Consider the following 22,144-nt stretch of genomic DNA (forward strand, 5'->3'; position numbering starts at 1 on the left):
CTGATGTGGGCGCGTGCCGAGTAGTCCAGCGGGGCCACCGCCGCGGCCGCGTCGACCTTGTCCACCGCGCGGTAGATGTGCAGACGTGCTGTCTCGATCTTAAGTGCCGCTTCGGCGATCTGCGTCTGGATGCCCACGGAGTCCGCCTGCCGCCCGTGAACGGTGAACGACAAAGGCTTGGACACCGCGGCCTCCGTCACCACGTCGAGAGCGGCACGCCCCAGACCCAGCAGAGGCCCGACCAAACGCAGCAGGAGCATGGGCCCGAATGAGGCCCTGTAGAGGACGCCATCACGCGAAGATCGCGGGTAGATGTCTTTGGCGGCGGCCGGGACCGACAGTACCCGGTGCTCGGGGACGAAGACCTCATGACCGACCAGGGTGTTGCTGGCGGTACCCCGCATACCCGCGGTGTGCCACGTGTCCTCCACGGTCAGTTCAGCGGCCGGGATCAGCACCAGAGCCTGGTCGACGACCTCACCCCGCTCGTCCTTCAGGAGCGCACCGACCGCCGCCCACGTCGCGTACGGGGCACCGGAGTTGAACGACCAGCGGCCACTCACCCGCCACCCACCGGGAACCTTCTCCCCCATGCCGGTCGGCGCGGCCACACCGGTCACCCGCGCGTCGGGGTCAGCCCCGAAGACCTCCTCCTGCGCCTTGTCCGGGAAGAGGCACGCCAGCCAGTTCGTCGTCGAGATGATCATCCCGACCCATGCCGCCGATCCGTCGCCCTGCCCCAAGGCCTCCGACACCTCGGTCAGCGTTCGCAGATCCGTCTCGTAGCCACCAAAACGCTTCGGAGTCAGCAGCCGGAAGACACCGGCCTCCCTCAGGGACTCGACAACGGCATGAGGTACGACGCGGTCAGCGTCACCCTGTGCGGCGTACTCACGCAACAACGGGCGAAACGCTGCGGCCAGTGAAGCCAGTTCGGCTGTCAGATCGGCTCGATCCGGCCCGCTCCGCGGCGCCCTGGGGTACGTGGTGCTATCCAAGTTAGTTGCCTTCTCCATTGCTATTCAATGCGTGTGACAACGCAGGCGCCGTGGAGGCCGGATCTCGATGCATCCGGGATCGGCGCTGTTGGTCAACCTTGACGGAAGTGTGCGGTATCGATCATTTGGGCGGTCGACTATCCGCTGTGCGCCGGCGGGAGGATCGCGAAGACCACGGAAGGACGGCCAGGGACGGTAAAGTTCGTCTCACACCAGTGCCGTGTTCGTGGTCGGTGGGGGAGAAGGGCGATGGCGCCTGTTGAGCTGGAGGCAACCCGGCCCGTGGAAGCAGCAGGGACGTCCCCCGCAGAGGACGTTCAACTGGGACGTGTCGTTGCGTAGGGGCCATTTTCACTCATGGATTTTCGACTTCCCGGCCAGCGCTCACATCCGGGGAGTGGACCATGGTTCTCTCGTACGGCAGGCACCAAAGCCGCCGCCGAACTCGTCGGTACCGCACTCACTTTTTGACTTAGTAACACACGCCGAAGCGGGAGCGCCCCGAACCGATGGCGTGATTACCATCGAGCGATCAGGTGAGCGCTTCGAGAGCAGTGTCGACGACCCCCATGAGCGCCGCGCGGTCGGGGTTCATGGCACCCATGACTCGCAAGCCATGCATGGTGATGACTAGGTAACGGGCTAGATCCCGCGCATCGCGCTTATCCGACAGCTGCCCGTCCCCCTGCGCCTCCACAATGACCTGATAGAGCGCGTCCTCCAGCAACTCCGTCGTCGACTGCACATGGGAGGCGACCTGAGGGTCGTGGGCAATCCGGCCTACAGCGGCTCCGACGATCAGGCACGCTCGCCTGCTGCCGTCGCGCACGATCTCGTCGATTGCTGCCACCAGGACGTAACGCAGAAGCTCAAGGCCTGGGGCCCCCTCACGGAGGATGTCCACCAGTGGCGCCGCGTAGTACTCCCGGTAGCGGTCCATGGCCGCCAGGTACAGCCCTTCCTTGCTACCGAAAGCTGCGTACAGGGACCCGCGGCCCACGCCGGTGGCGTCGACAAGGTCTTGGACCGATGTGCCGTCGTAACCGTGGAGGCGGAAGGCGTTCATTGCCGCTTCCACTGCCTTTTCGGTGTCGAACTCCCTGAGGCGTGCCATAACCCAAGAGTACATGCACACCAGAACGAACGGTACAGATTCCTGCGCGGTGGGGGTGCCGCGAGCCTGGATCGAGCGGGGCATCCCAGCCTCGCCTCGAACTGCGGTGATGCGCCGACCCGGTGGGACGCTACTCGGGAGTCAGGTCGTCTCGTGCGCACCCTGAATCGAGGGTGCGGCAACTCGTGAGCCCTTGCCACCGACATTTGTGTCCTATTGGTCGAGATCAGGACGAAGTGGATCAATCTTTATCGATCGATCGTTCCTGATGTATGGTGGTGAGAGGGAGCAGGCGGCGTTGCGGAGGCGGTCGCACGCATGCCGATCTGGCTACCCCGTCGGCCATCACACACTTCCCCGACAAGCCGCGATCTCGTCATGTCGGGCAACGAACGGAGACAGATGTCCAACCGTCTGGAGTCGAAGGTCATCATCGTCACTGGAGGCACGTCCGGCATGGGCTCGGCCTTCGCGAGGCGGGCCGCGTCCGAAGGGGCGACCGTGCTCATTGGCGCGCGTGACAAGCAGCGTGGCGAGACGACCGTGGCGGAGATCACCGCGGAGGGCGGCACCGCCCTGTTCGTCCCGACGGATGTGACCGTCGAGGAGGAAGTCGCCAACCTGGTCGACGTCGCGGTCAAGGAGTTCGGCGGCCTGCACGGCGCCTTCAACAACGCCGGCGGCGGCGACGTCCCGGGAGCGATCCGGAACATGGACGCGTCCTTCTGGAACAGCGTCCTCGCTCTCAACCTGACCAGCGTCTTCTACAGCCTCAAGCACGAGATCCCCGCGATCGTCGCCAGCGGCGGCGGCTCCATCGTCAACAACGCCTCGGTGCTCGGTGTGGTGGGCGACCCGGGGGTCGTGGCCTACTCGGCTGCCAAGCACGGCGTTGTGGGCCTTTCCCGCTCTGCGGCGCTCGACGCCGCCAAGGAGAACGTGCGGGTCAACGCCCTGGTGACGGGTCTGGTGGACACCCCGCTGTGGCGCGGCCACACCGAGCGCGACCCGGAAGCCGCACGCGCCATGCTCAACCTGCAGCCGACCGGCCGCGCCGCCGACGAGGACGAGATCGCCGCGTTCACCGCCTTCCTGATCAGCGACGAGAGCCCGTTCATCAACGGCGCGGCCCTGGCCATCGACGGCGCACTCACCTCCGGCGTCTAGAGCCCCGGCATTCCACCGTGACCTGCCTGCAATCGCCTGAGTTCAGATGATTGCCATGTGTCACTGTCAGTCACCTCAGCCTGCTTGTGATGCTGGCAGCAGCCACTCTCGACCCAGCTGCCGCGGGCGGGGATACGTCCGGCCGACTTGCAACGCGCGGCGTGGGTCCCCGCGTGCGCGGACACGGGAATACGTGCTGTGGGTGTCAGCCGGTTCCCTCGCAGACGCCGCGCGATATCGGGCAGCCCGTCCATGGCGCAGGTCTGGTCAACGTGCCCGGGGCACAGCCCAGTAGACCGCGGATCGATGTGCCAACTCGCATAGGGCACATCGATCCGCCTACGGCAACGGACTCCTCGACGGGCTCTACGAGAGATCCCGGCCCCGAGACAAGGCCCGACCGTCGAACGGAGACGGCGGTACTGCTCCATGCGCACGGATCGGCACAAGCCTCATCTGCCCGTCACCGGGTCCGGCCGTCGCTGACACCGCTCTTCGGGGGCTACCAAAACTCTTGAAAGGTTTCCGTATGGCTACTGTATTGTCCGTCTCCGGAAGCCCCTCTGCGACATCCCGCACCGCCCGACTGCTGCGACATGTGGATGACCGGCTCAGGGCCCATGGTCATGAGGTGGTTCCGCTGGACGTCCGCGTGCTCCCACCTGAGGCTCTGCTTCATGCCGATGTCGATCACCCGGCGATTATAGAAGCGATCGGACTGTTCGAACGCGTAGACGGGGTGGTGATTGGAACCCCCATTTACAAGGCTGCCTATTCCGGGCTTCTCAAGGCGCTACTCGACCTGCTTCCGCAGTATGCGCTCACAGGCAAGACGGTTCTACCACTGGCCACTGGTGGCACCACCGCACACGTCCTCGCCATCGACTACGCACTGCGCCCCGTACTGAGCTCCATGAACCCCGCGCACATTACGCCGGGCTGGTTTACCCTCGACAGGGAGATTGTCGTGGACGATGATGGCGCGCTGACTGTGGCACAGGCTTCGGACAAGGCATTGGCCCGCGTCACGGACCAGTTCTCGCACGCGCTGGGTGATTTCCCGACCCCGGCTGCGCCTATCGGATGAGCGCGTCGAGAGCACCGATCGGTGCTGGATCGGGTTGGCAGCTCCTCACTCGCGATCGCGGTCGAGGGCTTCCGGCCGCGGTTTCTCAGCCTTACCACCACGGTGCGCAAGGTGGCGGATGCGGCGGTCGGGCCGCAAGTACGGGAGGGACGTCCGCCTCGTGCACCCCGCGCACACCAACATTTACCACTGCGGGTCGTGCGGAGCGAGAACCAGGCCAGCACTTCCTTTTTTGGAGCGTACTTACACCTGTACCGCGATCCTCGGCACCGGGTGTGGAGTTGTGCCCCCGGGGGACGAGAATTCCGCCCGTGTGATGCTGGCCCGGGCTTGTCTCCGCCTGAGCTGGTGCTGATCGTGTAAGTGCTGGTGGACCGCTGGCCCCCAGCCCACGTGAGCCGGGATTCCCAGTCCTTCAGGGCGGGGAGGAACGTCAACACCCGGAGGGAATGCCGATCGGGATCCTCTCAAACACCCTCCGCAAGTCGTGCGTTGCGTAGTGCCGCGTCCAGGAATGCCCGGGCGGTTGGATTCAGCGGGCGATCGTCGGGTTCGGCCAGGCTGATGTAATACTTCGGGCGGTGGTGTTCTACGGGTACGAATCGCACGCCGGCATTGCGTTCGACAAGGCGCTCGGGCACGAAGGCGAGGCCGAGGCCATGGCGGACGAGGTCGAGGGCTGTAGGGATGTCGTCGATTTCGAGGGTGGCTTTGCGGGGTGGCAACTCGGCGTGGCTGAAGGAGAAATCGACTGCGGAACGCACCCCCCAACCGCGCGGGAAGTCGATCACCTCGTAATTCGCCAAGTCGGCGAGTTCGATGCTGGCCCGGTCGGCCAGGGGATGGTCTGTGGCACAAGCGAGCCCGACAAATTCGGTGCTCAGCGGGTGCAAGCACAATCCCGGCAGCGAGCGTCCGGTGGTCATGACGACAGCCAGGTCGAGATTTCCCTTGCGGAGGTCATTGACATGCGAGCTGGAGCCGCGGTTGCCGGGGCCTCGCATGTGGACTTGGACCCCCGAGTATGTTCTGCGGAAAGTCGCGAGCGCGTCAAGGATGTTATCGGGGGTGAGACCATAGAGGATCCCGAATTCCAGGGTTCCACGCAGGCCGGCGCGGGCTTCGTCGACGAGCTGTCGGGCGGTCCGCACCGCGCCGAGGATACGACGTGCCTGCGGGAGCAACGACTGCCCGGCCGAAGTCAGTTGGACGCGCTGCGTGCTGCGCTCGAAGAGTATGGTGCCCAGCTCACGTTCCAGGACGCGGATCGATGCCGAAACGCCGGACTGCACCATGTTGAGTTGCTCGGCGGCCCGGGTGAAGCTCCGTTCTTCTGCGACCGCAATGAAGTGCCGCAATTGGCGGATTTCCACGGTCGTTCTCCCCTGGGATGGTTCATGGCACCACTGCTCAAGAATCACGTTTTTCGTTCGAGATAATCATAGTGCCCAGGATGGAGGGGGCTGGCCCGGCGCCTGTCGTCTCTTGATGCCAGCCGGTTCCGCGACTGCGGGGAAGGTATGGGGGACCGAAGCATTGCTGTGCCCCTCGCCAGGCCGTCACCCGACATCCCGCCGGGTGTGCCGGGAGGTCCATCTGTCGAATTGCGAGGTACCGCGGAGGCGTGCTCATCGCGGCCGGACTATTCGGATACCCTCAAGCTGCTGTCGTCAGCAGCGAGGGGGCTTTGTTCATCACGAATACGGGGTGGCGTGTCGGGTACGGGGTGAGCAGCAGCTTTCCAGGACTTGGCGCGGGTCGGCGATCTGCGCACGATGCTTCTCTTGGATGGCGTGGCCGCCGCGCCGTGGCCAAGGTCGATACGGGTGGAGGGTCCGGCGTACGAACGACTGCGCGTTGCGCCGAAGCACGGTTCCGATGCGGGAAAGGACTGCGCGCAAGTCGCACTCCTTGGTCACGTAGGGATCCGCACGGGGCCGAGGGCCCTGCGGAGGTCGCCCACGGTGGCGGTCGATGAGGACGGGATGCCGTTGGCTGGGCCCGGCAGAAGCCGCACCCGTCGATCACCGACGGCATCCCGTTCGGCACCACGAGGTCAGGCCGGTTTGGGCAGATCACGACGGGCCGGCCCCGCGGTCGTGCACCACAGGCATGGTGCGCGAACGATAGAGGCTGGGTGCTCGGTTGGTCGCCCGAGCCTCCGTTCACGTCGTCACGCGGGACAAACCCGTCAGCCGGGGCCGACCGCGCCGGAATGCGGATTGCCCGAGAGGTGGGCTCTAGACGCCGGAGGTGAGTGCGCCGTCGATTGCCAGGGCCGCGCCGTTGATGAACGGGCTCTCGTCGCTGATCAGGAAGGCGGTGAACGCGGCGATCTCGTCCTCGTCGGCGGCGCGGCCGGTCGGCTGCAGGTTGAGCATGGCGCGTGCGGCTTCCGGGTTGCGCTCGGTGTGGCCGCGCCACAGCGGGGTGTCCACCAGACCCGTCACCAGGGCGTTGACCCGCACGTTCTCCTTGGCGGCGTCGAGCGCCGCAGAGCGGGAAAGGCCCACAACGCCGTGCTTGGCGGCGGCGTAGGCGACGGCTCCGGGGTCGCCCACCACACCGACCACGGAGGCGTTGTTGACGATGGAGCCGCCGCCGCTGGCGACGATCGCGGGGATCTCGTGCTTGAGGCTGTAGAAGACGCTGGTCAGGTTGAGAGCGAGGACGCTGTCCCAGAACGACGCCTCCATGCCCCTGATGGGACCTTGGCTGTCGCCGCCGCCGGCGTTGTTGAAGGCGCCGTGCAGGCCGCCGAACTCCTTGACCGCGACGTCGACCAGGTTGGCGACTTCCTCCTCGACGGTCACATCCGTCGGGACGAACAGGGCGGTGCCGCCCTCCGCGGTGATCTCCGCCACGATCGTCTCGCCACGCTGCTTGTCACGCGCGCCAATGAGCACGGTCGCCCCTTCGGACGCGGCCCGCCTCGCGAAGGCCGAGCCCATGCCGGACGTGCCTCCAGTGACGATGATGACCTTCGACTCCAGACGGTTGGACATCTGTCTCCGTTCGTTGCCCCGGACCAGGGGCATGCTGAGGCGCCTGGTCCGGGGTGGGGTGCTTACGCGTATCGGGAGGCCGGATTGGGGCGCGCACGTCGTTGTACGCGGAGCAAGGCCGGCCCCTCCGAGTCTTGGGAAGACAGACTAGCATTATCTGGAATGAACGATAGGTAAAAATTCGGCAGTGCAGCTGCTGTGAGATGGCGGGACCCTCATCTCGTTGGGGCGGAGAGCTGTGACCTGCAGTGTTATCCGGCCGTGAGATTGGCCGGTCCGTGCGTGTGGGAGAGGCAGATCAGCGGCCGAGGCCAACCGTTCTCCCCGGGGTCGTGGGTCCTGGCCGTGGATACCTGGGTGCTCGTATTGCGGCCACGCGCGGACTGAAAGCCCCCTCGAGAGCGGCGACTCAAGAAATCTACTCCTCGGGCTCGTGGCGGTCGTCGCCGCCTTCGCAGGAGGAGTGGGGTGTCTCGAGGTGGACGACTACTTCGTGAGCGCTTCTGCCCGTAAATATCCGACGGAACCCCTCGTGAGGCCCTGGGTTCAGGTAGTTGCCGTCGGTGAGCACGTCGTGCGTGCGTGGCAAGCGGGGCGGGGTGGGAGCGGTCGAGATGCGCTCGGGTCCGCTGTGGGCTGCACTTGGTCGTATCGGGGTGGGTCAGCGCCATCCCCCTCACGTCACGGAGAGAGCATGCCGATGAAGCCCCCGGCACCCCCGTTCACGCGCGAGACCGCCATCGAGAAGGTCCGCCTGGCGGAGGACGCCTGGAACACCCGCGACCCCGAGAAGGTGTCCCTCGGCTACACACCGGACAGCAGGTGGCGCAATCGCGCCGAGTTCGTCAACGGGCGCGAGGAGATCGTCGCCTTCCTTACCCGCAAGTGGACCAGGGAACAGGACTACCGGCTCATCAAGGAGCTCTGGGCCTTCGACGGCAATCGCATCGCGGTGCGCTTCGCCTACGAGTGCCACGACGACTCCGGCAACTGGTACCGCTCCTACGGCAACGAGAACTGGGAGTTCGACGACGAGGGCCTGATGCGCGTACGGCTGGCCTGCATCAACGACCTCCCCATCGCCGAGTCGGACCGCGCGTACCACTGGCCGCCGGGGCGGCGGCCCGACGATCACCCGGGTCTGTCCGACCTCGGGTTCTGAGCCGCGCGCGCCTGGCGCCGCAGCTCCACTCGCGCCGCGGGCGGCCCAGACCGTCGCACGCGAGGCGGATCTACTGCGGCGCTCGCGGTACCTGCGCCACGCCGACCAGACGCCCGCCCTGCATGTGGCTCACCGCTCGGCAAAGATCGCTGAACTGGGCGTACGAGCGACCCGTCGAACGTGGCATGGCCACCCCCAAGCGTGGGCGCGTCTTCCGTCGCGCCCGGTGCAGCAGCCAACGACGTTGAATGCATGATGTCGTCATGGCGGGGCGGGGATGAGCCGGGTTCCGGTGAGGCAGCCGTCGAGGACGTCGTGGCGGTATTGGCGTCGGTGTAAGCCCTGGCGGACTGCGGTGATCAGGTCTTGCGGGTCGGTGAAGGCCCGGCTGGCGGTGGTGGTGCGCCGCATCAGTCTCACAGTTGTCCCACACGAGCACGGATCGGACCGGCGAGCTGGTGGTGGGCCGCCTGGATCAGATCGCGGTAGCAGGTCCAGGCGAAACTTTTGCGGCCGTCGGGCATTTGCTTCGAATGCCCTGGAGGGTGGACTTGATTCTGAGGAGGTGATACTCGCTACTGGCTGCCGCTCAAGTGTAGGGGTGCTGACGAATGCCTCGAAGCCTGCAATCACTCGAGATGTAATTTTATGACCCGGTCGGTCGCGACAATGTCACTAGTCGCTTATTGGGTCTCTGTGCGATGGAGGACGGAGCCCCTCCGGTTGCCGTGAAGGCGACCAAGTCTTCATGGCTCGGACGAGGGACTCCGTCACCCTTTCAGTATGCCATCCTGCCGGAGTGGTTGACGTTGATGTATGCCGAGAGGTAGCTTCCGAGGCCGGCAAGGAGTTGATAGGGAGTCATCACTTCGGCCTTGATGCCTGTGTGTGCGGCGCCGGCTATGCCATCGTGGCGATTAGCCGTGAGGTTCGATAAATCTCACGAAGGGGTGCTCGGGCGGCAGCGTTCATATAAGAATTTCATGAAGGGGTGCTCGCCAGTCGCCAGGTCAATCCCCGATCTTGCCGCAGTCTCAGCGTTGATTATGCAGGGCGGGATGGCTTTGGCTTCTGACGAAAAGCGGTTGAGGCTGTGAGCTTGCCAGGAGATGTGCCGGCGGCTGAGAGTGGCCACGTCGCGTTGGATGGGGTGGTGAGGGCGGGCGTACCATGGATTTAGGGACCGGTGCCCGGCGGTGATTTGCTCGCACAGGGCGACGGTCTCGGCGTCCCGGCCGGGTAGGTCTGCCAGCAGTGTCGCGTAGACGCACCGCACCGGATTACTCGAGGCCGGAAGCTCGGAGGGGCCGTGGCAGGTGTCACTCGCCACCGGCAGCATCTGTCGCGCCGGCCGGGCTCCGGCCCGGCAGGCCAGAGCCTCAGCGACCGGCGCGAGTAGCTTGTGAAGGGCTGGGGGTTGCCGGGCTTGGGGGCTGGTCGGTCTCAGGATCTGTTCGGTGCAGGTCGCTGTCGGGCATCCAGGGCCAAGGCCCTTGAAGAACTGCCCGACTCATCCCGCGAGATCGACTCCACCGCCTCACCCAACAGATATGGAAGCAACCGCACCAAATCCCCAGAACAGCACACCTTGAGGCTGCGCGGTTCGGTCACTCGGCATCACAAGAGCAGCCACGGATTTCATGAGTCATTGTTCCGACGTCAGGCATGGGTGGTCTCGGGGCGGAGCGAGAGTGAGGAGCCCTTGCCCGTAGCCCCTGCCCGGCCCGATGCCACAGAGGAGGGCCGCACGCAACGCGGTTGGGTCGGTGACGCGGAGCTTCCCTTGGAAGGTGGCGGTGGCCAGGGTGATTTGTCGGCCCTGGCTGTGTTTGCGGAAGTAAAGGATATTGCGGGCAAACAGGGACACGGCGGGGGTGGGGGCCTGCGATTGGGGTGACTCATGCGAGGGGGCCGGTGCACCGGTTGCTGGGTCCATGGCGGGGATGGTGAAACCGTGACGATCAGCCTTGTTCAGGAGCCAGTTGAGCTGTTGTGCCGCAGTGCGTTGGGGGACGCGGACGCCTCGGGCGCTGCGTTCGGTTGAGGTGCCGGGGATGCTGTCCTGCCCTTCAAGCCGGGAGGCCTGCGCGGCTTTAGGCTGCGAAGGGCGGCGCACTGAGTGGACCGGGTTGGCGGTGAGTTTGAAGGCGAATTCCCGGCCAACGACGAGTCGCTCAAGTACCGGGGCGTAATCAGCGGTGAAGGCTTGGCCGCCGTCGGCGTCGGGCCAGCCGGCCTCCTCGATGAGGTGTTGCCATGCCGGGCGGCTCTCGGTGAGGACCAGGAGTTCGGCGCGGTGTGCAGTGTGGCTTTCCAGGCGCCACAGGACGCGCTCGGAGACCGGTTGGAGGGCGAGGCCAGCGAGAACTGCTGTGTGAAGCCGATACGGGTTGCCGAGGAGGGCGGTGGCTCCGCGGCGGCGTGGGTTGAGAGGGATCTTTGACAGGTATGGCATGGGTCACCAACCCAGGAGCGCGAAGGGGTCGTGGCCGGGGTAGCCAGGATTGGTAGAGAGACTTGGTGCGTCCGTGGTCTGTGGCTCGTGCCCGGTGGAGACGGTGACCCACAGGCGACGTAGTGGTCTATGGCTGAAGGCGGTGCCATTGTGAAGGTCGTAGGTGTCAGGCACGTCGGCGACGAGATCCTCGCCTGCCGCGTCCTCGACGGTGGCTTCGAGGGCGATGTGCGCGTCGTGGGTGCGGCGGCGATAGTGGGGGGATGCCTGCCAGGGCACCGTGGACAGAATGACATCGAGCTCGGCGTCGGGTCGAAGTCCGAGGCTGACCGGCCCGGTGGGCGGACAGGAGCGACGCCCCAGTGACAAAGGATAGTGGGGGTGCTTCACGGAGTGATCGAGGCGTTCCAGGAGGGATGCGGGACCCCGCAATGCGGCAATGAATACGGCGTCCTGCAGGTAGTAACGCAAGGTGACGTGCACGTGCTTCGCAGGGCTGGTCCGTTTCTGAATCCCCTTGGCATCGACCTTGCTGGCCGGGAGCGGTAGGCCGCGATGGTCGCTGACGGTGTGGTAGTCACGCAGCTGGCTGCCGGGCTGGTCGACGCGGATCCCGAGTCGCAGATTCAGTAAGTCGGTGAGCGAGTCGCCGCGGGAGCGGCCGCAGGCTGCGGCCAACAGTCCGAGGATGCCGGATTTGGTGGGCTGGGAGTGGGTGTCGCGTCGGTTGTAACGGGAGATTGCGCCCCACGACTGGAGGGGCCCGGCCAGTCGCAGCACGAGCACAGCCGAGTTGGTCATGAGGCGTCCGCCCGCCGGGTGCCGTCGGTGGGGAGGGTGCCGTCGGCGAGCCACTGACCCACCAAGTCCCCAAGCGATTCCAGCAGGGCCGGGAAGGGCAGGGAGGGGCCGACGGCGTCCGCCAGCTTGTCTGCTTTCAGTGCGTAGGTGGCCATGGTGCGGTGTGGTCGGCTGCCCCACGTGGCGGCGATCGCTGTGAGTTCGCAGGCCAGGCGTGTGGCGGATTTTGCGGCCAGGCCGTCGTGGCCAGTGACCGGCTCTTCGAATGCGGATACGAGGTTGACGGGCTGGTCGGTGCGGACGGTGATCAAGACCAGGTGCGGCAGGGTGCGATGGGCGAAGGAATTCTGGCGGCCGGCTGGCATGGAGCGGGTGAAGGAGTCCACGAACTGGACTGCGGTCTCGCTGGTGGCGTCGGCGGAGGAAAGGTTGTGATTGAGCTGGTGGACGCCTAGGACGGCGTAGCGGTAGAGCGTGGAGGAGTTGAAGTCCACGGTGCCGATCATTCCGACTCCGGAGTCCTCGACATTCTCGTCATCCACGGCCGTGTAGTAGTCGAACTCGGTGCGCACGGCGTGGGTGGACAAGGCATGCGCGACCTGCACCGCGGCGTCCACGTTGAGAGCCCTTAGGTCGGCGACCATCCGGCCGAAAAGGGCTACCTCCGCAGGGTGCCCGGTGGACAGGGCGGCTGCCACGGGGAGCTTGCAGACTTCCTCCTTGAGATCCTTGTCGGGCAGGGCAGCGAGCTCCGAGGGTCGGCTGCCCAGAAGAGCCACGAGCGCGTCGAGCTGCCGCTTGCCGAAGAACAGTAGGTACGCGGATTCTCCCTCCCTCTTGGGCGACTTGGTGATGCCCAGTGGCTCCAGCAGGCTGCTGGCCAGTCGCCTGGCCTGATCGGATGTCAATCCGGACCCGCCCTCGTTCGTGGGCTGAGCGAGCCGGTCGGCGAGAAGGACTCCGATTTGCTTGGTGCGGGTGGCGCGGTCCGTGGATGGCACGCTGTTCGCGAAGTGGATCCGGGTGGCGCGCTTCCAGGCTTGCGAGGAGACGCGGGCGCGGGGGGTTCCCCCGTAGACGGCCTGCTTTGGGGCGCCCGAGTCATCACGGTTGATGCTGGATGGGGGGACGCTCTGGAGAATGTGAACTTCGATGTAGAGCGTGCTATCCAAGAGCGGGCTCCTTCGGTGCGGTCGTGCGCCGTTTGCGGCAGCACTGGCGGAAATGAGCTGCGTGCCAGGTGCGGGCCGCCCAGGGGGCTCACACCTGGCGCCGCGACGGGGCGTGACCCGACAGCGGTCGGCCGCGGCCCGTACCGGCGTCCGGGCCAGACACTGCCGTGCGGGGGAGCGACACCGCGAAGCGGCGCAGAGCCGCAGTGAGCGACACGGGAACTTGTCACGGATGATCATATGGGCGTACCGGCTGCGGGCGTCGGGGCCGGACGTGCCGTCGTGGAAGCTGTGAGTGGCGAGCCCCCGCCTTCAGGCCGAATCGTGTGCGCGTGAATGGAGAAGCCCCGACCCCTGGTCCCCGGATGCGTGCCTGCTCTAACGGGTGGCGACGATCCTCTCAACCCTGCGGGTCGTTGGCTGGGTTTGGCACAGTTCACGGTGGGCAATTCCGCGGTCCCGGCAAGGTGAACCAAAGGCTCGGTCAGTGGCTGGTGGAGGCCAAACAGGGTTGACGCGGCGTGTTGGGCAACGTGGCGCTGGGTTCAGCCGGACCGGTATGGAGATGGTTCGGCAGCGTGCTCCCGTACGCCGGGCCCATGACCGTCATGCTGCGCGCTGTGCGGTCCGTGCTGCCCTGTAGTGCCGCAGGTTGCGTACAGCACGGGGCAGGCACGTCGTCATGGGCTGCCCGCAGTGGCGGCGCGTGAGGCACGGGCGCTGGTCGGCATGCGGCATCTCACTATTCGAGCGAACGTGCCCGGTAGACCCGAGACAGGATCTCCGAGACCGACCTGTGGAAGATGCCCTCCGGGCTGCCGAGGTGAGAGACGACCGCCTCAGTGCCGTTCGCTTTGATTCTTCGCGAGACCGCGGGACGGGGTGGAGTGGCAGCCAGCAGGATTCGGCACTCATCGAGTGCTGCCCGATGAAGTACTTCCTCCCAGGCGGCCCGGCCGCGCTCGACGAACTCGGGGTTGTCTGAGGCGGTGCGGAGGCCGGCCAGGAGGCGGCGCATGCTGCGGTCGACCATGCCGAGAAACCGTGTCGAGGCGACTTCCCTCTTGCCCTGGGGGAGTGGATGACCGCCCGCAGCCCGGCGCAGGCCGGCATAGAGATCGTCCAAAGCGCGGCCGACCCCTTCCGCCTGCTCGACGCATTCCAAGATCGCAGGCCGCAGGAGGACGTCCTTGCTCATCAGGGATGTGACCGGCAGTGGAATGGCATCGACGACGGCGTTCTCGACCACCGAGTTCTGGTTGCCGTACTCCAGGCCGTAGATTTCCACGTTGAGCGGGTAATCGGCGGGCAGCAGGCCTTCCGTCCGGAGTTGGCCGAGCTGCTGTAGCAGCACGGAGGTGCGTGGCCCGTCGGAATCGTCGGGTGCCGTGGATGCGAGGAGTGCAGCCACGCCAAGCCAGGCCGCCCGCCCGGACAGGTGGCGGCGCGGCCGCAATGACGGCCGGCCTCCATGCGGCTGGGCGAAGTGATTCCACGCAGTGTGCGGATCGATCCGCGCGGTGGAGTCGAGCCGATCGCCCGCGCAGACCACCACCCGCTGCACTCGCGGACCATCCGGTGTCTCCCGAGGGATCAGCCGGATCCGCCGACTCTGGAAGGTCAGCAGATCCAGGAGGCCAGGCGCGGAGCGCACGGACCACTCCGGGCCGGCCGGGTCCTTCGTCGCGGCCATGGGCAAGCGCTCCGGCCACGCCCACTGGGGGCGGTCGGCTGGATCGAGCCCACCCGGCAGAATCACAGTATTCAGCAGCAGAGTCTCGTAAAGTGTCCGCCCGGTCGGCACTATGACTCCGAGCTGACCGAGGGGGCCAGTCGGGTTCCCGGTGGTCTTGTTGCCCCTTGCCGCCCGAGGATCGCCGACTGCGCCGGTTTTGATGGATGCGGTGTCCCAGCAGTGTGCGTGCAGCAACCACAAGGCGGCCTGGGCAGGCGTCAGATTCAGGCCGTCTGCTTCGGTGACTGCGCTGAACAGCGGCACGTTGTTGCCCGTCGCGATCGACGGGATCAGCAACGTCGAGGGCTTGGTCTCTCCCGTCAGCGCGGCTAGCCCGCTGGCCTGAGCGAACGGACGCTCAGATGCACGGGGGAACAACCGGAACCGGTCCGCGTATCGAGAGGGGGAGAGATAATTCGCGAGCTCCTCGATCTCCTGCTTGGAAAATCGACCACGCTGGAATCGCTCCTGCCATTCCTCACGCGTCCGAGGCGCGCCGACGGCGTCCAGCACCACCGGCAGCAGTAGCTGCCGTAGCAGGGCCGGCAGCATCGTCGCCACCGGAAGGTCCAGCCGGCGCACCGAATCCGAGGCCATCAGTACCTCCAGCAATCCAACCGTGCGCGTCGTACCGTCCGTGCGGACTACTGACAACCACTCGTCGCGGACGAGATCGCCTTCAGGCCCCATGGAAGTCCCTTTTCTGGATGAGGCACGCTTTCCAGGACGCATCGACCGAATTTGTTTGACTGGTCGTGCGCGTGCGGTGAATCAGCAGCGCACGTTGCCCCTGACTGGAAAGGTCGTGCAGGTCAACCGAAGCGAACTCTCATTCATACATCAGCAGCATCGACCCATCATCGGCACCCGTTCTTGAAAAGCACCGCCGCTGCCGTCGCCGTGTAGGACGTTCTCCGTGCCGTTGCAAGCCGTGCCACGGGGAGTCACGCAAGTCGGGCGCTGCCTGCCGTTCCCGTCGTCGAAGAGCCGATGGCCACCACACTGTCCAGCCCGGCCTCCACACCACGGCAGGTGCGTAACGGAGCCGCGGCCTTCTCGACCGGGACGGGAGCGGTCACGACACATGAGCCGCCCGCACCTTTACCAGCATCGCTTCAGGACAGGAGGTGTTCTCGCGTCCGCACGACGCCCGCCGCTGTGTGTTCCGTGGATGCGCTCCACAAGGCGTCGCTATCCGTGCCGGGGTGATGCCGGCGTCGGGACGTCCTTGAGGATTCGGGCACGGTCGTTCTCGCCCACACGGGGATGGTTCAATGGTCAGTACCCGCGTATCTCTCCCGGTACGTGAGTCCCCGCCCAAGCGGGGGTGGTTCTGCGTGGATGCGCTGCTTCGAAGACGGTCGGCCGTCCTCCCCGCCTACGCGGGGTGATCAACCTGCCTGTGCACGTTCTTGTGTGTCCGGCAGCCCTACCCGCTACGCGGGTTGCGTCGGAGTGGCGAAGACACCACTTCCGGCGCGGCAGTGCCGATCCAGGCCCGCTTCCAGCCGGCGGGCCGGTTCGGTCGCTGATGGTCTTGCGGGCGCGGCTGCCCCTACCGGCGGTACCACGTGACGCGACTGCTGAAGAGGCCGATTTCGCGAGCCCGCTGAACGTTCGTGTCCGAGTGCCCGAGCCCGCCGAGCCAAGCGCGCAGGCGTATTGCTCGGCGTTCTACGTTCTATGGATCGAGTCGACGTCAAATTCGTGAGGTCCAGATTTCGTTTCTGAGGGACCATGGTAAGGAGGGGCTCCTTACCGGCTTGGGGCGTCCGTCCACGCGGTTCCGGGAATTCCCGCTCTGCATGGTCCGTGACAAGCCCACCAGGGGTAACGGCCAGTTGGAAGGACTGGAGGTCAACCTCGCGCGGATCGCGATCACCCGTTGTTGAACGACTCGGTTGATCGCATGCAGACTACGGGAAGGGCCCGGCTTCCCACGCCTTCTCGCGTCCGGCCTCGGGAAGCAGGATTCACTGCCCCAGGAGGAGTTACTTCAGTGAGCTTTACCTTGTTCCGCCGCCCCGCGCGCCGTCGGGGGCCGGACATGCCGCAGGGAGAGTTGAGCCTCCAGGAACCGCCGACCCAGTCGGAGGTGGTCCCCGACAGCTCAGCCATTTGGACGTACGGGCCGATGGCCCTCATGTCCGTTTCCATGATGATGATGTTCCTTCGCCCAGGCATGTCTGGAGGCGGGGGAGCTTTCATGTACGTGGTAATGGGAGTGATGCTTCTCTCGGCAGTCGGCATGGTGCTCGGCCAGGTCATGCGTCGCAACGGTGAACGGAAACAGCGTACGAAGGGTGAGCGCAGGGATTACCTGCGGTACTTGACGCAGGCTCGCAAGCAGGTGCACCGCGCTGTTGGCGAGCAGCGGGCGGCACTTGCCTGGCGGCACCCGGACCCCGTTCAACTGCTGTCGTTGGCCCGAACCAGCAGGTTGTGGGAGCGCCGTCCACAGGACCCTGACTTTGCTGAGGTCCGCCTGGCATTGGGGGACCAGCAGCTGGCGTTGAAGCTCGTGCCGCTCTCCACCAAGCCCGTTGAGGATCTCGACCCTCTGTCGGCGCATGCGTTGCGTCGGTTCATCAGAGCTTTCGGGAATATTCGTGAGCAGCCCGTGGCGATTTCACTTCGCTCGTGGGCGCGGATTCTGATGCGCGGAGACTCTGCGGCAATACGAAATGTGACCCGTGCCATGGTGGCCCAGCTGACGACGTTCCACGGGCCGGAGGATCTGTGGATTGCGGTGTGCGCGACCCCCGAGACTCGTGGCGAATGGGAATGGCTCAAGTGGCTGCCACACCACCTGCATCCGCAGGAGCACGACGGGGCTGGCCAACTGAGGATGACGGCATCATCGATCAACGATCTGGAAGAACTACTGGGGGCGGAGTTCCGGGAGCGCCCGGCGCTCGACCCACAGGTGGCGCCGGGCCGAGAGGAACCGTTCGTCGTCATCATCATCGACGGAGCCGCGGTTCCGAACGGACACCGCATCAACGGCCCCGGATTCCGCAATGCCGTGGTGATCGATGTCAGTGAAACCCTGGAGTGGCGCCCGGGCCGGGTCACCGTCCGCCTGGATGTGCAGCCCGATCAGGTCAGGCTGGTGCGGACGGATCGGAATCGCAAGGAGCAGACCACCGACCTGGGCGTACCCGACGTCTCCGGCCTCCGGGGCTCCGAAGCGCTCGCCCGCCTGATCGCTCCCTTCCGGATGAGCCTGGGCCGGGAGACCTCCGGCGACCCGATGGCCTCCGACCTCGAACTGACCGCTCTCCTGGGCATATCCGACCTCCACTCGCATAACCCTCAGGCGTTCTGGCAGCGGATCACGGATCGCACCAGGCTGAGGGTTCCCATCGCCGTCAGCGCGGACGGCACACCGGTCGAGTTGGATATCAAGGAGTCCGCCGAGGGCGGCATGGGACCGCACGGCATGCTGATCGGTGCGACCGGCTCGGGCAAGAGCGAACTCTTGCGCACACTGGTACTGGCCCTCGCACTGACCAACTCCTCGGAGATCCTGAACTTCGTGCTGGTGGACTTCAAGGGTGGAGCCACCTTTCTGGGACTGGACGAACTGCCGCACACTTCGGCACTCATCACCAACCTCTCCGACGAGGTTTCCCTCGTCGAACGCATGCAGGATGCCCTCCACGGCGAACTGGTCCGCCGCCAGGAGCTGCTACGCGCGGCCGGCAACTACACCTCAGCCCTTGATTACGAGCGCGCACGGGCGGCCGGGGCCGAACTGGACCCCTTGCCCAGCCTCTTCGTCGTCGTCGACGAGTTCAGCGAGCTGCTCTCCGCGCATCGGGACTTCATGGACCTCTTCGTGATGATCGGGCGCCTTGGCCGGTCACTCGGAGTGCATTTGCTGCTTGCCTCGCAGCGTCTCGATGAGGGAAGGATGCACCACCTTGAGGGGCACCTTTCCTACCGCATCGGCCTGCGGACCTTTTCGGCAATGGAGAGCCGTGGCGTGCTCGGGGTACCCGATGCCTACCAGCTGCCGCCGCAGCCTGGCGCCGGCTACCTGAAGAGCGGCGTGGAGGCACTGACCAGGTTCCGCGCCGCCTATGTTTCCGGCAACTACCGCCGACGGGCCGGAGCCGTCACACGGGCGCAGGTGGAGAGCCAGATGGTGCCTTGGACGTCCGACTACGTTGTGCCACGGGCCCCGGTCCGCCAGGTGGCCCAGCCGGATGAAACCGCTGCCGAAAAACCCCTGATGACGGTCGCCCTGGAACGCCTGCGGGACGCAGGACCACCCGCACGCCAGGTGTGGCTGCCGCCGCTCGGCGTGCCGGCGTCACTCGACGAACTCCTGCCCGGCCTGGCACCGACACCGGATCGGGGATTCGCCGCCACCGGGTGGCCGAAGAGCGGGGCACTGACGGTCCCAGTGGGCTTGATCGACCGGCCGTTCGAACAGCGTCGGGATCCACTCGTGGTGGACTTGGCGGCGGCGGGTGGGCATGTCGCGGTGGTGGGTGGTGCCCAGTCCGGCAAGTCGACGCTGCTGCGGACTCTCATCAGCGCCCTGGCCCTCACGCATACGCCCGAGGAGGTTCAGTTCTACTGTCTCGACCTGGGGGGTGGTTCGCTGTCCTCGCTGGCCGGGCTGCCGCACGTGGGCGGGGTGTCGTCGCGGCTCGACACCGAGCGGATCAGCCGGACGGTAGCCGAGGTCGGCGCGGTCCTCCAGCACCGGGAGGAATTCTTCCTCGAGCACAACATCGACTCCATGGCCACCTACCGCAGGCGACGGGCGGCGGGGGAGTTCGCCGGGGAGGCACACGGCGACGTGTTCCTGGTGATCGACGGCTGGGGAACCCTTCGGCAGGACTTCGACTCATTGGTCGACGTGGTCTCCCAATTCGCGAGCCGCGGCCTGAACTACGGAGTGCACCTGATGGTGAGCGCGGCGCGGTGGCTTGAACTGCAGACGGCGGTGCGCGACCAGATCGTCACCCGCCTCGAGCTTCGGCTTGGCGATGCCATGGATTCCGTCGTGGACACGCGCAAGGCCGCCCGCGTTCCCCATAGTCCGGGCCGAGGGCTCACCGTGGGGACGAAACTGCACTACCTTGCTGCGCTCCCGCGGATAGACGGCTCTTCCAGCGCTTCCGATCTCGCCGAGGGAGCAGCGAACCTGGTTGATAAGGCATCCGCGCACTGGTCCGGTCGGTCGGCCCCCCAGGTACGGATGCTGCCTGCTCAACTTCCCGCGGCGGAACTGCCCGCCCCCGAGCTGGGTGACGGGCTTCGGGTTCCGCTGGGACTTGACGAGGAGAACCTGGCCCCGGTTTGGCACGACTTCAGCCGGACGCCGCACCTCATGGGGATAGGCGACTCCGAGTCGGGCAAGACCAACCTCTTGCGGGTCGTCGCATCGGCGATCATGGCGCGCTACACCCCGGCGGAAGCCCGCATCCTGTTGGTCGACTACCGGCGCGAACTTGCCGAAGCCGTCCCGCAGGAGTACCGCCTCGGGCACGCAGTCGCGCTGACCCAGCTACAGGAGATGGTAAGCGGCGCGCAGCGAGCCCTGAAGACCCGGCTGCCCAGCGAGGAGATCAGTCCCGCCAGGATGCGGCAGGCCGACTGGTGGGTGGGGCCCCGGCTGTTCGTCCTGATCGATGACTACGACATGCTCAGTGGGTCGGGCTTCGACAACCCCCTCTCGCCGCTTTTCGAGTTCCTCGCCCTTGGGCACGAGGTGGGACTCCACGTCATTGTGCTCCGGTCCGCTTCCGGAGCCGGGCGTGCCCAGGGCGATCAACTGTTCCGGCGACTCGGCGACGTGAATACCCCCGCACTGCTGCTGTCCTGCCCGCCGTCCGAAGGGTACGTTTTCGGCAACGTCAAGCCGCGCAAACTCCCTGCAGGCCGCGCTCGGTACATTGCCCGGCGAGGAATCACCGCGATGCAGACGGCCGTCGCGCCGTGACAGATCGGCCCCTGCTGTAGCGGTGCGCAGGGATTGCGCAAAATGTAGTTCCATTCGGGGGCACATCACACTGGAGACGGTCGACGGCTCCCGGGCCAAGAGAGCGACTCTGACCCGGGAGCCTCGGCTTTCCTGTACCTTGCGGTCCTCGGCCGCAAGCGAACCGCCTCCCGTGCTCCGAATGGCAGACCGGCGACGACCTCACCCCGCGATTTGGCCCCGACGGCGCGCCCGCGCCCGGGGTACCGCGGCCCCCGCCCAGGCAACCGCGATCACCAGGGCGACGCCTGCAGCGCTGACCAGCGAGGCCCGGCTGATGGTGCGGTGTGCGACCGTCCGGTCCGGCAAGTCGACCAGGGGCGTGGCGACCTTCGCGTCCTCGGGTTCAGGGGTATCCCGCAGTGACCCCACCGCGGCGTACGGATCCAGGCGCGGCACATCAGCCGGATAGGCGGTCGTCACCAGGTACCTGCTGACTTCGGCTGCCCGCATGGAGGGATGGGCGGACCTGACGAGTGCGGCGGTACCCGCCGCGTACGCGGCGGCGAGCGAAGCCCCGGAGCCGATCAGGTGGCCCTTGCCCCGGGGACCGACGCTGATCACGCCATCCCCAGGAGCCGAGAGGTCTGCCTGCCGGGGCAGCAGCGCGTTCTGCGGCCGCTTTGCCTGCTTGTCGAAGTCGACCACCGACAGCACACCCGGCAGCGCAGCGGGAAAGTAGTCCCGTGCCTTCGGCGGCTTGCTGGGGAAGGTGCCCTTGGGCGGGTCGGGCGTCGCTGCGGCTACGACAACGGCGTCGTTCTGCAGGGCGAGGCGTACCGCCTTCGCCAGCGCTTCCGAGGAGCGGTCGAGCGCCGGGGACACGGTGATGACGGCCGCACCCGCCTTTACGGCTGCGGATATCCCGCCCGCGACGCTGTCCGGGGTCGCCTGGCCCCGCTCGTCGGTACCGCGGGCCGCGATGATTCGGGCCTGCGGGGCGACCCCGGCGAACTGGATCGCGGCCGAGGGGCTGGCCGCGATCAGCCCGGCGACGAAGCTCCCGTGGCCCACACAGTCTGCAGCTGCCTGCCCGACCGCGGTGACACGCTGTTTCAGTGCGGGCAGGTCAGTCGACACTCCCGTGTCGACCACCGCGACGGTCACACCCGCGCCTGACGCCGTGCGCCAGACAGATCGCAGGGCGAGCATGCGCTGCTCCCAGGGCACCGTGGACACCGCGGTGTTGTGCTCCTTGACACAGGGCGCTTCAGGCGGAAGTTCGGATTGGAGGACGGGTAGCTTGACCGGCTCCTTTGCTCCCGCCGCCTGCGCGGCGCCGGGAGCGGTGAGGGAGAGTAGGAGTGACAGGGTGGGGGCGAGCCGCCAGGTGTGGGATCTACGCAAGGAACGCATGTTTCCGGATCATAGGTGTCCGGTCTGCCGTGTCCGACCACGGTGTGGGACAGGTAGCCCGGGGCCGGGGTGGCATCGTGTCGCGTGGCTGTTG

13 protein-coding genes and 1 pseudogene are annotated in these 22,144 nt (G+C 66.4%); 5 read left to right on the forward strand and 9 right to left on the reverse strand.

Annotation, left to right across the window (positions count from 1 at the left end):
• Both AB0F62_RS20715 and AB0F62_RS20720 read right to left on the reverse strand, forming a co-directional pair.
• Nucleotides 1-1,016, reverse strand: a 1,016-nt coding sequence (locus AB0F62_RS20715; protein WP_361800748.1) for an acyl-CoA dehydrogenase family protein, incomplete at its 3' end; no start/stop codon positions are given.
• A gap of 514 nt (nucleotides 1,017-1,530) precedes the next feature.
• On the reverse strand, nucleotides 1,531-2,112 hold the full coding sequence (locus AB0F62_RS20720) for a TetR/AcrR family transcriptional regulator (protein WP_361800751.1): 582 nt from the start codon (nucleotides 2,110-2,112) through the stop codon (nucleotides 1,531-1,533).
• A 402-nt stretch (nucleotides 2,113-2,514) separates the two neighbouring features.
• Here AB0F62_RS20720 and AB0F62_RS20725 point away from each other — a divergent pair, with 402 nt between their 5' ends.
• From AB0F62_RS20725 to AB0F62_RS20735, 3 genes and pseudogenes are all read left to right on the forward strand, one after another.
• Complete coding sequence (locus tag AB0F62_RS20725; protein WP_361800754.1) at nucleotides 2,515-3,279, forward strand: SDR family oxidoreductase; 765 nt, start codon at nucleotides 2,515-2,517, stop codon at nucleotides 3,277-3,279.
• A gap of 529 nt (nucleotides 3,280-3,808) precedes the next feature.
• Entirely contained in the window at nucleotides 3,809-4,366 is a 558-nt protein-coding gene (gene ssuE / locus AB0F62_RS20730; protein ID WP_361800757.1) for an NADPH-dependent FMN reductase, read from the forward strand.
• A 51-nt stretch (nucleotides 4,367-4,417) separates the two neighbouring features.
• Nucleotides 4,418-4,703: pseudogene (locus AB0F62_RS20735) on the forward strand (RNA-guided endonuclease TnpB family protein); the annotation flags it as partial.
• Between the two features lie 130 nt (nucleotides 4,704-4,833).
• On the opposite strand, the gene AB0F62_RS20740 reads toward AB0F62_RS20735, so the two are convergent.
• On the reverse strand, nucleotides 4,834-5,739 hold the full coding sequence (locus AB0F62_RS20740; RefSeq protein WP_361800760.1) for a LysR family transcriptional regulator: 906 nt from the start codon (nucleotides 5,737-5,739) through the stop codon (nucleotides 4,834-4,836).
• Between the two features lie 867 nt (nucleotides 5,740-6,606).
• Nucleotides 6,607-7,371, reverse strand: a complete 765-nt coding sequence (locus AB0F62_RS20745) for an SDR family NAD(P)-dependent oxidoreductase (protein ID WP_361800764.1) — start codon at nucleotides 7,369-7,371, stop codon at nucleotides 6,607-6,609.
• A gap of 694 nt (nucleotides 7,372-8,065) precedes the next feature.
• Here AB0F62_RS20745 and AB0F62_RS20750 point away from each other — a divergent pair.
• Nucleotides 8,066-8,533 carry a nuclear transport factor 2 family protein gene (locus tag AB0F62_RS20750; protein ID WP_361800767.1) on the forward strand — a complete coding sequence of 156 codons (468 nt, stop codon included), beginning with the start codon at nucleotides 8,066-8,068 and terminating at the stop codon, nucleotides 8,531-8,533.
• Between the two features lie 1,645 nt (nucleotides 8,534-10,178).
• Here AB0F62_RS20750 and cas6e read toward each other — a convergent pair.
• The 4 genes from cas6e to casA all read right to left on the reverse strand — a co-directional run bounded on the left by cas6e (nucleotide 10,179) and on the right by casA (nucleotide 15,386).
• A complete protein-coding gene (gene cas6e, locus AB0F62_RS20755) occupies nucleotides 10,179-10,988 on the reverse strand; it encodes a type I-E CRISPR-associated protein Cas6/Cse3/CasE (RefSeq protein WP_361800770.1) in 810 nt (269 codons plus the stop codon).
• 3 nt (nucleotides 10,989-10,991) lie between these two features.
• Nucleotides 10,992-11,789 carry a type I-E CRISPR-associated protein Cas5/CasD gene (gene cas5e / locus AB0F62_RS20760; RefSeq protein WP_361800773.1) on the reverse strand — a complete coding sequence of 266 codons (798 nt, stop codon included), beginning with the start codon at nucleotides 11,787-11,789 and terminating at the stop codon, nucleotides 10,992-10,994.
• On the reverse strand, nucleotides 11,786-12,961 hold the full coding sequence (gene cas7e / locus AB0F62_RS20765; RefSeq protein WP_361800776.1) for a type I-E CRISPR-associated protein Cas7/Cse4/CasC: 1,176 nt from the start codon (nucleotides 12,959-12,961) through the stop codon (nucleotides 11,786-11,788). The genes cas5e and cas7e overlap by 4 nt, the downstream gene beginning before the upstream one ends.
• 742 nt (nucleotides 12,962-13,703) lie before the next feature.
• Nucleotides 13,704-15,386: a type I-E CRISPR-associated protein Cse1/CasA gene (gene casA / locus AB0F62_RS20770; RefSeq protein WP_361800779.1), complete on the reverse strand. Its 1,683-nt coding sequence runs from the start codon at nucleotides 15,384-15,386 to the stop codon at nucleotides 13,704-13,706.
• Between the two features lie 1,357 nt (nucleotides 15,387-16,743).
• Between casA and eccCa the strand changes: the two genes are divergently transcribed.
• Nucleotides 16,744-20,655, forward strand: a complete 3,912-nt coding sequence (gene eccCa, locus AB0F62_RS20775) for a type VII secretion protein EccCa (protein WP_361800863.1) — start codon at nucleotides 16,744-16,746, stop codon at nucleotides 20,653-20,655.
• 201 nt (nucleotides 20,656-20,856) lie between these two features.
• Here the strand turns inward: eccCa and AB0F62_RS20780 are convergent, their stop codons facing one another.
• On the reverse strand, nucleotides 20,857-21,801 hold the full coding sequence (locus AB0F62_RS20780) for a S8 family serine peptidase (RefSeq protein ID WP_361800782.1): 945 nt from the start codon (nucleotides 21,799-21,801) through the stop codon (nucleotides 20,857-20,859).
• Nucleotides 21,802-22,144 lie beyond the last annotated feature (343 nt).

Origin of the sequence: Streptomyces sp. NPDC026673 (assembly GCF_040638135.1) — a bacterium.
Taxonomy (GTDB): Bacteria; Actinomycetota; Actinomycetes; order Streptomycetales; family Streptomycetaceae; genus Actinacidiphila.